General features: G+C 72.2%; 16 protein-coding genes. 14 read left to right on the top strand and 2 right to left on the bottom strand.

The window, feature by feature from the left end; genetic code table 11:
• Positions 1 to 305: 305 nt before the first annotated feature.
• Positions 306 to 464 carry a hypothetical protein gene (locus NP777_RS36360; protein ID WP_256654456.1) on the bottom strand — a complete coding sequence of 53 codons (159 nt, stop codon included), beginning with the start codon at positions 462 to 464 and terminating at the stop codon, positions 306 to 308.
• On the opposite strand from NP777_RS36360, the gene NP777_RS36355 reads away from it, so the two are divergent.
• Positions 456 to 1283 (top strand): IclR family transcriptional regulator, encoded by an 828-nt coding sequence (locus tag NP777_RS36355; RefSeq protein ID WP_256654455.1) that lies wholly within the window; start codon positions 456 to 458, stop codon positions 1281 to 1283. The genes NP777_RS36360 and NP777_RS36355 overlap by 9 nt on opposite strands.
• Before the next feature lie 155 nt (positions 1284 to 1438).
• Here the strand turns inward: NP777_RS36355 and NP777_RS36350 are convergent, their stop codons facing one another.
• Positions 1439 to 1729, bottom strand: a complete 291-nt coding sequence (locus tag NP777_RS36350; protein ID WP_256654454.1) for a DUF6269 family protein — start codon at positions 1727 to 1729, stop codon at positions 1439 to 1441.
• Positions 1730 to 2256: 527 nt separating this feature from the next.
• On the opposite strand from NP777_RS36350, the gene NP777_RS36345 reads away from it, so the two are divergent.
• The 13 genes from NP777_RS36345 to NP777_RS36285 all read left to right on the top strand — a co-directional run bounded on the left by NP777_RS36345 (position 2257) and on the right by NP777_RS36285 (position 12536).
• The gene (locus tag NP777_RS36345; protein WP_256654453.1) at positions 2257 to 3027 is read left to right on the top strand and encodes a thioesterase II family protein; all 771 of its coding nucleotides are present in this window, start codon (positions 2257 to 2259) and stop codon (positions 3025 to 3027) included.
• A gap of 117 nt (positions 3028 to 3144) precedes the next feature.
• Positions 3145 to 3396, top strand: a complete 252-nt coding sequence (locus NP777_RS36340; protein WP_256654452.1) for an acyl carrier protein — start codon at positions 3145 to 3147, stop codon at positions 3394 to 3396.
• Between the two features lie 40 nt (positions 3397 to 3436).
• Positions 3437 to 4687 (top strand): beta-ketoacyl-[acyl-carrier-protein] synthase family protein, encoded by a 1251-nt coding sequence (locus NP777_RS36335; RefSeq protein WP_256654451.1) that lies wholly within the window; start codon positions 3437 to 3439, stop codon positions 4685 to 4687.
• On the top strand, positions 4684 to 5817 hold the full coding sequence (locus tag NP777_RS36330) for a beta-ketoacyl synthase N-terminal-like domain-containing protein (RefSeq protein ID WP_256654450.1): 1134 nt from the start codon (positions 4684 to 4686) through the stop codon (positions 5815 to 5817). Before NP777_RS36335 ends, NP777_RS36330 begins: the two co-directional genes overlap by 4 nt.
• The gene (locus NP777_RS36325; RefSeq protein WP_256654449.1) at positions 5814 to 6764 is read left to right on the top strand and encodes a beta-ketoacyl synthase N-terminal-like domain-containing protein; all 951 of its coding nucleotides are present in this window, start codon (positions 5814 to 5816) and stop codon (positions 6762 to 6764) included. The genes NP777_RS36330 and NP777_RS36325 overlap by 4 nt, the downstream gene beginning before the upstream one ends.
• Positions 6764 to 7615: an alpha/beta fold hydrolase gene (locus NP777_RS36320; RefSeq protein ID WP_256654448.1), complete on the top strand. Its 852-nt coding sequence runs from the start codon at positions 6764 to 6766 to the stop codon at positions 7613 to 7615. The genes NP777_RS36325 and NP777_RS36320 overlap by 1 nt, the downstream gene beginning before the upstream one ends.
• On the top strand, positions 7615 to 8610 hold the full coding sequence (locus NP777_RS36315) for a thioesterase family protein (RefSeq protein ID WP_256654447.1): 996 nt from the start codon (positions 7615 to 7617) through the stop codon (positions 8608 to 8610). The genes NP777_RS36320 and NP777_RS36315 overlap by 1 nt, the downstream gene beginning before the upstream one ends.
• Positions 8607 to 9713 carry a beta-ketoacyl synthase N-terminal-like domain-containing protein gene (locus NP777_RS36310; protein ID WP_256654446.1) on the top strand — a complete coding sequence of 369 codons (1107 nt, stop codon included), beginning with the start codon at positions 8607 to 8609 and terminating at the stop codon, positions 9711 to 9713. Before NP777_RS36315 ends, NP777_RS36310 begins: the two co-directional genes overlap by 4 nt.
• A 40-nt stretch (positions 9714 to 9753) precedes the next feature.
• On the top strand, positions 9754 to 10029 hold the full coding sequence (locus tag NP777_RS36305) for an acyl carrier protein (RefSeq protein WP_201852722.1): 276 nt from the start codon (positions 9754 to 9756) through the stop codon (positions 10027 to 10029).
• Entirely contained in the window at positions 10026 to 10436 is a 411-nt protein-coding gene (locus NP777_RS36300; RefSeq protein WP_256654445.1) for a 3-hydroxyacyl-ACP dehydratase FabZ family protein, read from the top strand. The genes NP777_RS36305 and NP777_RS36300 overlap by 4 nt, the downstream gene beginning before the upstream one ends.
• Positions 10433 to 10942 carry a 3-hydroxyacyl-ACP dehydratase FabZ family protein gene (locus tag NP777_RS36295; RefSeq protein ID WP_256654444.1) on the top strand — a complete coding sequence of 170 codons (510 nt, stop codon included), beginning with the start codon at positions 10433 to 10435 and terminating at the stop codon, positions 10940 to 10942. The genes NP777_RS36300 and NP777_RS36295 overlap by 4 nt, the downstream gene beginning before the upstream one ends.
• Positions 10943 to 11015: 73 nt before the next feature.
• Positions 11016 to 11762: a 3-oxoacyl-[acyl-carrier-protein] reductase gene (fabG, locus tag NP777_RS36290; RefSeq protein ID WP_256654443.1), complete on the top strand. Its 747-nt coding sequence runs from the start codon at positions 11016 to 11018 to the stop codon at positions 11760 to 11762.
• A gap of 57 nt (positions 11763 to 11819) precedes the next feature.
• Positions 11820 to 12536, top strand: a complete 717-nt coding sequence (locus tag NP777_RS36285; RefSeq protein WP_256654442.1) for a 2-hydroxychromene-2-carboxylate isomerase — start codon at positions 11820 to 11822, stop codon at positions 12534 to 12536.
• Positions 12537 to 12833 lie beyond the last annotated feature (297 nt).

The following is a 12833-nucleotide window of genomic DNA, read 5'->3' as shown; positions in this document are numbered from 1 at the left end:
CCCTCCCCGCCCCTTCCCACAACTGGGGCTCCGCCCCAGACCCCGGATTGGGGCTTCGCCCCCTCCGGCGGTATCGATATGCGGCTCCGCCGCCGGGGGGCTCCGCCTCGGGCCCCGGGGGTCCAGGGGGCGAAGCCCCCTGGTAACGGGAAGGGGCGGGGTGGGGAAAGCATCGATATGCGGTTCCGCCGCGTGGGGGCTCCGCCCCGGGCCCCGGGTAGTGGGTAGCGGGAAGGGGCGGGGCCTGGCAGTTTCCTGTCTCCGGCGTTGCCCGTGCCGGGGCACGTCGATTTGGATGGGGCACATCAGAGCGGGGGACCGGCGAGCCGTAGCTCCCGCCGCGTCCCGGCGGCCGGTTGCCACACCCGCGAGCCGTCGATGTGCGGGATTCCGGTGCCGCGCGGCACCGGAGCCTCGCGCCATCCGGTGTCCGCCGTGCGGAAGGCGAATCCTCCATGAGTCACATGCCGATCGGTCCGGTCTACCGGCGCGCTGACGCCGACGGGGCGGGCACGCTGAGCGTCGCGTCACGGCCGCTGCCGATGAGCGGTGTCGGAGTACTCGACAAGGCGTCCATGATCCTCAGCGTGGTCGAGCAGCGCCCCGCCAGCCTCGCCCAGGTGGTGGCGATCAGCGGGCTGCCGCGCCCCACCGTCTACCGCATCGCCACCGCCCTGGAACGGCTCGAGCTGCTGAGCCGGGACGCCAACGGCCGGTTCCTGCCCGGCGCCAGGATCGGCCACGCGGCGGTCGGGCAGCCGCGCGACCGGCTGGAGCACCTCGCGGAGGGCGTGCTGGCCGATCTGCACGCGCGCACCGGCCTCAACGCCCGGGTGCACCGCCGCCGCGACGCCGTGCACATCTGTGTGGCCAGCTCGGCCGACCCGGTCACCGGGCAGGACGCGGTCCCGCTCGGCACGGCCCGGCCCGCCAAGTCCGGCCCGGTCGCCCAGGTGCTCCTGGCCTGGGAGGACCCGGACGAGCTGTACGCGGGGCTGCGCGGCGCACGCTTCAACGCGGCGCAGCTGGCCCTGATCCGGCAGCGCGGCTGGGCGCACGGGCCGGATGTGATGGTGCTGGACGAGTATGTGCTGGCCGTACCGGTCCGGGACGGCGAGGGGCGGGTGTCCGCCGCGCTCGTACTGTCCGGTCCGCGGGCGAGGATGGCGAAGCCGCCCGAGCGCGGGCTGCGGAACACGGTCATCGACGCCGCGGCCGGGCTGACCGAGACGCTGCCGAGGCCCCCGCTCCGGCCCCGGCTGCGCAGCGTGCCACCCCGATAAGCCCGCCACCCCGATAAGCCCGCCACGCCGGTAAGCCTGCCACGCCGGTAAGCCCGCCACCCCCGGCGGCCGGGCCACTTGCTGACGGCCACTCGCCGACGGTCACCTGCTGACGGGTCGCTCGATGACGGGCCGTCCGTACCGGAGGCGGCCACTCACGGTGTCCCCGGCGGGGGCCGCCACTCCCCGGCGCGGTCCCCGGGGCTCGGCGCACCCGGCCCGCCCGCCTCCCCACCCTGGGCGGCGTCCCCCTCGCCCGGGTCGCCCTCCACGGCTGGGCACGGTCGGCCCGTCAGGGCGTCGACGAATCGCTCGAGCAACTCGCCCCAGGGCGCCCCGCAGTCGCGTAGACACGCCTCCTGGTCCAGGGCGATCTGCTCCTCCAGCCGGGCCAGGAACTGCCATGGAGGCTCGGTCGCGGCCGGAGAGGTCGGGTCGTCGGTCATCGGGCGGCTCGCTGACTGGTGGGTTACGGGCATGAGTACAGAGGATCTCCTGCGCATCCTGCCCCGCCCGGGTGCCGGTGATCCATCGCGACGCGACCTGCGGCGCGCACTGGCAGCAAGCTGTTACCCCGCCCCCTCAACTCCCCTCCGGCCGTGCCGGATCCGCTTCCGGTGCCTGCCCTGGCACCTTCCTGAAAGGGACATTGAGGCGCGGGGCGGGCCTGGTTAGAAAGGTGTCCCGGGTCCTCCCGCCCGCCGCCGAGCGGACAGCGGAGTGCGACCCGGCGGTGGGGCCCTTCCCCGCGACCCGCCGCCGACACCTCACGGGACGCGGGCGGCGAGCCCCCGGAGCGCGTCCGGGTCCGGGAGGCGACGGCCGGTCGCCGCTCCGGTGCGGAAGTCCCCGCCACGGGAGCCCCCGCCCGGGAGCCCCCGCCACGGGAGCCCCCGCCCGGGAGCTCCCGCCACGGGAGCCCCGCCCGCGGGAGACGCGGGAGTCGCGGGAGACAGCCACGAGGAGAGCGACGATGACATCGTCCGGCAGTGCCCGAACCCGGTGGTTCCGGCGGTACCCGGCGGCCGGCCGGCCGCGGGCGCGGCTGGTCTGCCTGCCCCACGCGGGCGGGACCGCGACGTTCTTCCACCCCTGGGCCGGGGCGCTGGGCCCCGAAGTCGAGGTGCTGGCCACCCGGTACCCCGGCCGTCAGGAGCGGATCGCCGAACCGTGCGCGACCACCATGGCGGAGCTGGCCGATCCGCTGGCCGCGGAACTGCTCCCCTTCCTCGACGTCCCGGTGGCCTTCTTCGGCCACAGCATGGGGGCGTCCCTCGCCTATGAACTGGCCCTGCGCCTCCAGCCGGCCCACGCGGACCGGCTGGCCGGGCTCTTCGTCTCGTCCCGCGAGGCCCCCCATCTGGTGACCCCCAAGGAGATCCACCTCGGCACCGACGACGAGCTGATCGCCGAGGTGCTGCGGCTCGGCGGCGCGGATGCCGCGCTGCTGGCCGACCCCGGGATCCGGGACATCGTGCTGCCGTCCGTACGGGCCGACTTCCGGATCGCGGGCACCTACCGGGCCCAGACCCCGCACCCCGTCGGCTGTCCGGTCGTGGCGTACGCCGGGGACCGGGATCCGGGCGCCGGGGAGAACGAGATGAAGCACTGGTCCGAGGTCGCCGGACATTCCTTCGACATGCGCGTCCTGCCCGGTGGCCATTTCTACCTGAATGCCGAGCGGGATTCCCTGGTGAGCGACATCAAAAGGCGCCTGGACGAAGCAGTGTTGGCACCTTCCTGACGCAGGGCGTGCACATCACATAACCGTACTGCGATGGTTTCGAGTGCGGGAACGCAAAAGGAGCGCCGAACGGGGGGATTCCCGCCCGGCGGCAATGACCGAGAGGTTGAATTCATCATGCCCACCCTTACCGAAGAGCGCGCTGAGAAGATCAAGGAAATCGTCTGCGAGATTCTCGAGCTGGAAGAGGACGAGGTCACCGAGACCAGCCTCTTCCGCGAGGACCACGACGCCGACTCGCTGCGCGCCATCGAGATCCTGGCCTCCCTGGAGAAGGAGTTCAAGGTCGTCATCGACCAGTCGGAACTCGCCCGCATGGTCAACCTCAAGGGCGTCCACGAGGTCGTCGCCGAGTCAGCCGGCTGGTAATCCCGTCCGCTGTTCAAGCCGAGACTGGTTGGAGGTTTCGATGACTGCTCCCGTGCGCGACGGTTCCGCTGTCGCGACTCACCGAGTGGTTCTTACCGGGTTTGGCGTTTTCTCCAGCATTGGAGTGGGCGCCGCCGAGTTCGCCGAAGGGCTGCGTTCCGGCCGCAGCGGAGCGAAGCCGATCACCGCCTTCGACACCGAGGGGTTCGCCCACGCCAACGGCTGCGAAATTGTCGACTTCGAACCGGAGAAGTGGATACGCAATCTGGACGTGGCGGAACTCGGCCGGGCCAGTCAGTTCTCGGCGGCCGCGGCCCGTATGGCCGTCGAGGACGCGAATCTCGACGTCGACGTACTGCGCGAGCAGCGCGGCCTCATCTCCATCGGCACCACCGACGGGGAGTCCTTCGATCTGGACCAGCTGGTGGAGAGCCAGATCGCCCACGGGCCGGAGAAGATGGACTCCACCATCGCCCGCCGGGTGCGGGCCGGCCGCCTCTCCGCGGCCGTCGCCCATGAGCTCGGGCTGACGGACGTCGAAGCGGTGACGATTCCGACGGCCTGCGCCGCGGGCAACTACGCGATCGGCTACGGCTTCGACGCCGTACGCACCGGTGAGGTGGACTTCGCCCTCTGCGGCGGCGCCGACGCCATGTGCCGCAAGACCTTCGCCGGGTTCTACCGGCTGGGCACCATCGCACCCGAGCGGTGCCAGCCGTTCGACGTCGACCGCAAGGGCATCCTCACCGGCGAGGGCGCGGGCGTGCTCGTCCTGGAGAGCCTGGAGTCGGCCCTGGCCCGGGGCGCCCGCATCTACGCGGAGGTCCTCGGCTACGGCCTCAACTGCGACGCCTATCACCAGGTGGCCCCGAACCAGAGCAGCGTCGCCCGCTGCATGGCGCTCGCCCTGGAGAACGCCGGGGTCAAGCCCGGCGAGGTGGACCTGGTGTCCGCGCACGGCACCGGCACCAAGGCCAACGACATCACCGAGGCCCGCGCCATCCGCGAGGTCTACGGCGCGGCCCCGCCGCGCACCATCTCCATCAAGTCGATGCTCGGCCACACCATGGGCGCCGCCAGCGCCCTCGCCGCGATCGCCTGCTCACTGGCGATCGTGCACCGCTTCATCCCGCCGACCATCAACCACACCGCCACCGACCCCGAATGCGAGGTCGACTGCGTGCCCAACCAGGCGGTCGAGGCGGATCTGCGGATCGTGCAGAACAACGGTCTCGCCTTCGGCGGCAACAACGCGGTCGTCATCCTGGGCAAGTACGAGGAGCACCGATGAGCCGCTGGCCCATCACCGGAGTCGGCGCCGTCGCCAGCGTCGGAGCCGACCCGGCGGAGATTTTCGACAGCCTCTGCGAGGGGCGCGGCGGGCTGCACAGCCTGCGCGGCTTCAACCGCGACTGGTACAACGCCGACCTGCTGTACGAGGTGGACGACCGGCCGGCGCCCGGCACCGATGTCGTGGGCCGGGCCACCGGCCTGCTCACCACGGCCGTGGGGCAGGCGCTGGACGACGCCGGTCTGCCCCGGGACCTGCGCGGGGTGCCCGTCCTCATCGGCACCGGGCTGCGCGAGCTGCGCTCGCTGGAGCTGTGGTGGCGCGACGGACAGGACTTCGACGCCGGAGGCATGCACTTCGGCACCGCGCTGCGCGAGCGGTTCGGCGCCGATGACACCACCACCATCTCCAACGCCTGCTCCGCCTCGCTGTACTCGCTGGCCCTGGGCGTGGACCTGCTGGAGTTCCGGGCGGCCGACACCGTCGTGGTGGCGGGCGTGGACGTCATCACCGAGTCCATGTTCGGCCTCTCCGACCGGCTCCAGCTCGACCCGCCGGACGCGCTGCGCCCGTTCGACCGGGACCGCAAGGGCACCGTGATGGGCGAGGGCGCCGCCGCGATCGTGCTGCGCCGCGCCGCCGACGGCGGCGGGCACGGCTGGGTGCGGGGCGTGGGCGTCAACTGCGACGCCTACCACGCCACCGCGCCCGACCCCGGCGGTATCGCCCTGGCCATCAAGGACGCCCACAGCCGGGCGGGGGTCAAACCGGAGGACGTGGAACTGGTGATGGTGCACGGCACGGGCACCCCGCTCAACGACGCCGCCGAGGCCACCGCGCTGCGGGAGGTGTACGGCGACCACCTGGGCCGCCCCGTGATGACCGGGATCAAGTCGATGACCGGGCACACCTCCGGCGCCTCCGGCGTGCTCAGCCTGATCGTGGCGCTGCGCGCCATGCGGGAGCACCGGGTGCCCCCGATCACCGGTCTCGACCATCCGGCCGCGGAGACCGAGGGATTCCGGCTGGTGCGCGGCACCGCCCAGCGGGCGGATGTCTCCCTCGCCCAGATCGACGCCTTCGGCTTCGGCGGCATCAACGCCGTGGCGGTAGTGGAGGCGGCCCGATGAGCGCCGTACTGACCGGAGTCGGGCTCGCCCTGCCCGGCGTCGCCACCCCGAAGGACCTGCTGGCCCCGGTGCCCGGCGGCGCGGAGCCGGTGGACCCCGCCGCCCGCATCGGCAAGAAGGGGCTGCGCTTCAAGGACCGCGCCACCCAGCTCGCGCTCGCCTGCGCCGATGAGGCGCTGGCGGACGCGGGGCTGCTCGGCCCCGAGGGGCTCACGGTCCCCGGGGAGACCGTCGCCGTCCTGGTGGCCTCCAACTACGGCAACGTGGACACCGTCTGCTCGGTCGTGGACACCATCGCGGCCGAGGGGACCGCGGGCGGCGTCAGCCCCATGGACACGCCCAACGCGTCCAGCAATGTGATCGCCTCCACGCTCGCCATCAAGTACGGGCTGCGCGGCCCCAACCTGATGGTCTGCAACGGCGCCACCTCCGGCCTGGACGCGGTCCGCTGGGCCGCCGCCCTCGTCGGCGCCCGCCGCGCCGACCGGGCGCTGGTCCTGGCCGTCGAACCGGACAACGAGATGGTCCGCCGCCTCACCGGGGCCGACCGGATCGTGGACGGCGCCGCCGCCGTCGTCGTGGAGCGCCGGGCGGCCGCCGCCGTCCGCGGCGCCGAGGCCCGCGCGGTGGTCAGCTCCGCGGTCCGCGCCGGAAGCGTCGAGGCGTGCCTGGAGCGGCTGGCCGGGGACGACCGCACCCCGCCCGCCGCCTGGTTCGGCCCCGGTGGCGAGCGGGGAGCCGACTCCTCGCTGCTGCCGTCCGGCACCGTCCACCACACGCTGGCCGACACCTTCGGCGAGGCGTCGGCGGTCCTCGGCGTCCTCCAGTGCGCCGGAACCATCGGCTGGTACGCCGACGGCGGCGCCGGACCCGTCTACGCCCTGGCCGGCCGCGACGGCGACGACGCCACCGCCGGACTCGCCCTGCTGGCCCCGGGCCGGTCCTGATGGCCCACGGTGAGACCGGCGCGGCCGGGAGCCGCGGCGCGGCGCGGCAGCCCCTGCTGCTGCGCCACCGCCCCGCGCGGGACGCGACCCGGCTGCGCGCCCTGTTCCTGCACGGCCTGGCCAGCAGCGGGGTGGTCTGGGACGGGCTGGCCCCGCTGCTGCCGCCGGACCTGGAGACCTGGACCGCCGATCTGCCCTGGCGCGCCGACCACGTCCAGCCCTGGAGCCGCCGGCCGGAGCGGACCGACTGGATCGGCACGGCCCTGGAGCGGCTGCCGGACCCGCCCGACGTCGTTGTCGCCCACTCGTTCTCGGCGAACCAGCTGCTGGACCTGCTCAGCCGGGAGGCCGAGGCGGGCAACGACGTGCGCGAGCGGTACGGGATCCGGGGCGTGGTCCTCGTCTCGCCCTTCTACCGGCGCTCACCGGACGACTTCGCCTGGGACTCCGTCTCGGGCATGCAGCGGGACTTCCTCCACATCATGGAGGAGGGGCTGCGCAACCACTCCTCCCGCCGGATCACCCCGACGGTCCGGCGGCACATGGCGGAGCGGGTGTGCGAACGGGTCGGCCCCTACGGCTGGGTGCGGTTCTTCGAGCACTATCTGCGCACCCCCTGGCTCCGCCCCGAACTGATCACCGTGCCCGGCCTGGTCGTGACCGGCCAGGACGACTTCGCCGCCGCCGAGAGCGCCCTGCTCGCGGCCGACCTCCCCGGGGCAGAGCTGCACGCGATCCCCGGGTGCGGTCACTACCCGATGTCCGAGCACGCGGAGTCGTTCTCCGCCCTGGTCGGCGCGTTCCTCCGGCGGCTCCCGGACCGGGCCGCCCCACACCTCACGGAGAAGTGATGTCGCAAGCCGTCAAGTCGCTGCTGAACGAGTCGACCACGGTCGTCCTCAGCCCGGGATACGAGGGTGCCAACATCGGCACCATCATCGGTTTCAAGCATGTCAACTACCTGGTCGAGAAGGCCGTCATCGCGCACTTCCGGCGCAGCGGGCTCCCGGTCGGCGGGCTCTACGAGGAGCACGGCCTCGGATTCGACATCGTCGACATCGACTCCCGCCTCCAGACCGCGCTCGTCGTCGATGACGAGGCGTCCATCGAGGTGACCCCGGTGACCAAGGACGACGCCACCGAGCTGTCGTTCAAGGTCGCCATCACCGTCGAGCGCGACGGCGCCCCCAAGAAGGCCGTCGCCTCCAAGGTCAAGGCCGTGCTGCGGTACGACGAGAACGATGTGCGGATGCCGCGCAGGCTGCCGGTGCCCGAGGGCCTGGAGCGGTTCGTCACGGCGCGCGTCGGCGGCGCCGAGCCGGGGGCGGCCGTGCCCGCGGTCACCGAGGAGCTGATCTCCGGCGCCTGCGTCGAGACCGACGCGGTGCTGGAGCGGCTGCTGGCCGGACAGAACGCCTACGGCTGGAAGTTCCGCATCCCCTACCCGTTCGTGCACTTCTTCGAGCGGCTCCAGATGTCGGGCTATCTGCGGCTGATGGAAGAGGCCAAGCACCGCTTCGTGGACGCGCGCGGCATCTCCATCCGGGCGCTGCTGGCGGAGAAGAACTGGATCCCCGCCGTCACCCACTCCCGGGTGACGCTGCTGGACGAGGCGCTCCTCGAAGAGGACCTCTACGTCGTCTACACCGTCGACAACGTCTTCAAGAACCTGCTCTACACCTCGCGCCTGGACACCTATGTGGTCCGCGACGGCCGCCTGGTGCAGACCTCCACCGGCACCATCACCCACGCCTACGGAGTGGTGGAGAACGGCAAGGAAGGCCGCCTGGTCACCTTCGACGAGCGAGTCCTGAACGCCTTCGGCGACGGCCGGAACCAGCCGTGAGCGCCCCGGCCACCGCGCCGGCCACCGCGCCGCGCGGTCCCGTCATCGCGGGATGGTCGGCGGTGTCGCCGTACGGCATCGGCCGGGACGCCTTCGCCGAGGGCGCCCGGTCGGGCCGGTCCACGGCCACCGTGGCGGAGCCCGGCGGCGAGCCGGTCCCCGACGAGCGGGTGTGCCTGGCCCGGGACCTGGTGATCAAGGAGGTGCTGGGCCGCAAGGGCACCCGGTCCATGGACCGGGTCACCGGGCTGGCCGTGGCGACGGTGCGGGAGCTGGTCACGGGGGCCGACGGCGCCACCGAGAGCGGCGCCGACGTGGGCCTCGTCCTGGGCACCACCACCGGAAGCGCCCAGAGCATGATGGACATCACCCGCGACACCCTCATCCACGAGAAGCCCTTCTACATCGACCCCTCGCACATCCCCAACGCCATCATGAACTGCCCCGCCGGGCAGTGCGCCATCTGGTACGGGCTCAAGGGGCCGAACACCACGGTCGCCGCCGGACGCTCCTCCGGGCTGATCGCCCTCAACTACGCCCGGCGGCTGCTCGCCTCCGGGCGCGCCATGACCGTCCTGTGCGGGGCCGTCGAGGAGTACTCCCCGGCCCGCGCCTGGCTGGAATGGCACACCCGGGGCGAGGACGAGACCGGCGTCGTGCTCGGCGAGGGCTGTGCGGTGCTGCGGCTGCGGCCCGCCGAGGCGGTGGCCGACGGTGAGGGGCTCGCCGAGGTGCTCGCGGTCGAGTCCGGGGTCGCGGGCCCCGACGGGGCGGGCCCCTCGCTGCGGTCCGCCGTGGAGCGTGCGCTGCGCCGGGCCGGGGCGTCGCGCGAGGACGTCTGGGCGGTGTCGCCCTCGGGCCCGGCCGGTCTCCTCGGCGAGCAGGAACGGACCGCGCTGCGGGCCGGGTTCGCCGGTCACGAGGTGCGCTGGATCCCGCAGCCGGAAACGATCGGCGACACCGCCGCCGCGACCGCCGCCTTCCAGATCGTCTCCGTGCTGACGGCGGCCCAGGACGACGACCGGGCCGCCGGCCGGCTGGCGGTCGTGACGTCCGTGGACCGTGACGGCGCGCTCGCCTGCGCACTCCTGCGCCTGTTGTGACCCCCTCTCGCTGTGTGAACCGCTGTGTGAAAGGAACCCCATGTCCGTCACCTACTCCGACGCGGCCGGCGCGGCCCCGCTCGACATGGACGAACTGCGCGGCATCGTCGCCGACATCCTGGAGGTCGACGCCACCGACGTGGCCGACGACGCCGACTTCATGGAGGACCTCGAGGTCGACTCCCTGATGGCGCTCGAGGTCATCGTGGTCCTGGAGAAGAAGTACGGCGTCAAGTTCGCGGAGTCCGAGCTGCGCCAGGTGGTCTCGCTGCGCCAGGCGCACGAGCTGCTGACCCAGAAGCTGCGCGCCCGGTGACCGCGAACACCACCAACAGCCCGGTGCGGGCCGTGCCCGAGGTCGTGCGGCGGGCCTCGGCGGACGCCGGGCAGTCCGGGCTGAGCAGCGAGGTCCGGTTCCGCATCGCACCGGAGGAGCCGGTCTTCGCCGGTCACTACCCGGACTTCCCGATCTTCCCCGGGGTGTGCGTGGTCGAGTGCGCCCACCGCGCGGCCCTCGCCACCGCCCCCGGGGACGGGGCCATCGCGCTGCGGGCCCTGGAGTCGGCCCGGTTCATCGGCCCGGTCTTCCCCGGCGACGTCCTGACCGTCCGCGCCGACTGGAAGGCGGCCGACGGCGGCTGGACGTACACCGCGACGGCCGCCACCGAGCGCGGCACGTCCGCCAAGGTGCGGCTGGGCTTTCGTACGGAGGTCACACCATGATCGACGCGGCCGGGATCAAGCGCCTGCTGCCGCATCGCCATCCGATGCTGCTGATCGACCGGGTGGTGGAGCTCGTCCCGGGCGACCGGCTGGTGGCGCTGAAGGCCATCACCTGCAATGAGCCCTGGTACCGCCACCTCGGCGAGGACGCGGCCCCGGAGGAGTTCGGCTATCCACGGACCCTGCTGGTCGAGTCCTGGGGCCAGGCAGCCGGGCTGCTCGCGGTGTGCGGCGCCGAGGCGAGCGGAGGGCCGACCAGCCAGGTCATGCTGGCCGGTTCGATGTCCGGGGTGGAGTTCCACCGTCCGGTCCAGCCCGGCGACGTACTGGAGCACCGGGTGCGGCTCTTCCGGGCGCTCACCGACACCGTGATCTTCGAGGGCGAGACGCTGGTCGGCGGCGAGGTCGCGCTGACCTTCTCCCGCATGGTGATGGCGTTCCGCCCCGGGGACCAGCTGCGCCCGTCGGCCCCCGCCGACCAGGTCGCGGCCCCCGCCGTTCCATAGCCCGCCGCTTCACGGCCCGTTGGCCCACAAGCCGGCCAGGAGGGCCCGCGGCCCATCAGGAGAGGGAACAGTCGTGCACAACAGTGAGTCCAGGGTCGCCCTCGTCAGCGGCGGATCCCGCGGCATCGGGCGGGAGGTGGTCCTGCGCCTGGCCCGGGACGGCTTCGACGTCGCCTACTGCTACCGGTCCGACGAGGCCGCGGCGAACGTCCTGGAGAAGGAGGTCCGGGAGCTGGGCGTCAGGGCGCTGGCCGTCCGCGCCGACGTCTCCGACATGGCGTCGGTGCGCTCGTTCATCACCCGTACCGAGGAGACCCTCGGCCCGGTCGACGCCGCGGTCACCTCCGCCGGCATCACCCGGGACAACCCCCTGCTGATGATGGCCGACGAGGAGTGGCGGCAGGTCATCGGCACCAACCTCGACGGGGTCTACCACGTCTGCCGCGCCGTCATCTTCGAGATGATGAAGCGGAAGTCGGGCGCCATCGTGAACCTCTCGTCGGTGGCGGGGGTCTACGGCAACCCCACCCAGACCAACTACTCGGCCTCCAAGGCGGGCATCATCGGCTTCTCCCGGTCGCTCGCCAAGGAGGTCGGCCGGTACGGCATCCGCACCAATGTGGTCGCCCCCGGCTTCATCGAGACCGATATGACGGCGGAACTGAGCGACCAGGTGCGCAAGAAGGCCCTGCAGCAGATCCCGCTGAAGCGGCTGGGCCGCCCGGAAGAGGTCGCCGACCTCGTCTCCTACCTGGTCTCCGACCGGGCCGCCTACATCACCGGCGCCGTCTTCCAGATCGACGGCGGTATCACCATCTGACCCCGGCCGGTCCACGACCGGCCCCGACCGACCTCTACCGGAAGGCGGAACATCACCGTGCCCAAGCCCAAGAAGCCACCGAGGTGGTACTTCTCGCTGCGCAGCCCGTACTCCTGGTTCGCCTACCTGGACCTGATCGAGCGCTACCCCGACGTGGCCGACGGAATGGACTGGATCCCCTTCTGGGAGCCCGACGCCATCACGCAGCAGATGCTGGACCAGGCCGATGTGGAGCTGCCCATCGTCGCCATGTCCCGCGCGAAGAACTTCTACATCCTCCAGGACCTCTCGCGGATCTCCAAGGCACGCGGTCTGCGGATGACCGTGCCGGTCGACAAGGACCCCAACTGGGAGGTCTCCCACCTGGCCTACCTCGCCGCCCAGGAGGAGGGCCACGGCCGCCGCTTCATCGAGCTCACCTACCGGGCCCGCTGGCAGGAGGGCCGGGACATCACCCGGCGCGAGACGATGGCCGAGATCGCCGCGGAGCTGGGGCTCCCGGCCGAGCAGCTGGCGGACGCGTCGGACGACCCCGGGCTGCGCAAGCGGGGACTGGATTGCCTGATCCAGTCTTATCAGGACGGCCTGTTCGGCGTTCCGTTCTTCATTCACGGACGCGAGAAGTTCTGGGGCGCGGACCGGCTGGCGCCCTTTGTCGCGGCCTTCCGCGGCCAACCTCTCGAAGAGGTCGAGAAAGGCTGGCAGCATCATGACGAGCTGCCCCGGTTCTCCGCCCCCGGTGGAGATACTGGACACGCAGGAGGCTGCGGCTAGACCGCTCGGTCACCACACCCGCCGAGAAGAATTCGAGGCCGGGGCGGACGGGTCTCCCGCGGATTGTCCGAGCCGTAGGGGAGGGACCCTCCACCCCGGCCTTGTTGTGCCGTGAATTCCGTACGCAGTTCGTCGAATCCTCCACTGGTCACGCATTTTTCGAGGGGTTCAACTCATGTCCGATCGCGTTCAGACCGCCACACTTCCCGAGTTGTTCGAGGCCCGGGTGCGGGTTTCGGCGGAGAGTGTCGCCGTGGTCTGTGGCGAGGAGTCCCTGTCGTATGGGGAGTTGAATGC

The sequence above is a fragment of the Streptomyces rugosispiralis genome, from assembly GCF_024505145.1.
Classification (GTDB): Bacteria; Actinomycetota; Actinomycetes; order Streptomycetales; family Streptomycetaceae; genus Streptomyces; species Streptomyces rugosispiralis.
Note: the sequence above shows the minus strand (reverse complement) of the source record. Positions and strands in the feature narration are given on the sequence as shown.

What these genes read in the sequence shown, in the direction of transcription:
- NP777_RS36325 (WP_256654449.1), top strand. Translation starts at nt 5,814, where the DNA reads ATGAGCGCCGTACTGACCGGAGTCGGGCTCGCCCTGCCCGGCGTCGCC.
- NP777_RS36330 (WP_256654450.1), top strand. Translation starts at nt 4,684, where the DNA reads ATGAGCCGCTGGCCCATCACCGGAGTCGGCGCCGTCGCCAGCGTCGGA.
- NP777_RS36340 (WP_256654452.1), top strand. Translation starts at nt 3,145, where the DNA reads ATGCCCACCCTTACCGAAGAGCGCGCTGAGAAGATCAAGGAAATCGTC.
- NP777_RS36295 (WP_256654444.1), top strand. Translation starts at nt 10,433, where the DNA reads ATGATCGACGCGGCCGGGATCAAGCGCCTGCTGCCGCATCGCCATCCG.
- NP777_RS36335 (WP_256654451.1), top strand. Translation starts at nt 3,437, where the DNA reads ATGACTGCTCCCGTGCGCGACGGTTCCGCTGTCGCGACTCACCGAGTG.
- NP777_RS36355 (WP_256654455.1), top strand. Translation starts at nt 456, where the DNA reads ATGAGTCACATGCCGATCGGTCCGGTCTACCGGCGCGCTGACGCCGAC.
- NP777_RS36315 (WP_256654447.1), top strand. Translation starts at nt 7,615, where the DNA reads ATGTCGCAAGCCGTCAAGTCGCTGCTGAACGAGTCGACCACGGTCGTC.
- NP777_RS36350 (WP_256654454.1), bottom strand. Translation starts at nt 1,729, where the DNA reads ATGACCGACGACCCGACCTCTCCGGCCGCGACCGAGCCTCCATGGCAG.
- NP777_RS36320 (WP_256654448.1), top strand. Translation starts at nt 6,764, where the DNA reads ATGGCCCACGGTGAGACCGGCGCGGCCGGGAGCCGCGGCGCGGCGCGG.
- NP777_RS36345 (WP_256654453.1), top strand. Translation starts at nt 2,257, where the DNA reads ATGACATCGTCCGGCAGTGCCCGAACCCGGTGGTTCCGGCGGTACCCG.
- NP777_RS36305 (WP_201852722.1), top strand. Translation starts at nt 9,754, where the DNA reads ATGTCCGTCACCTACTCCGACGCGGCCGGCGCGGCCCCGCTCGACATG.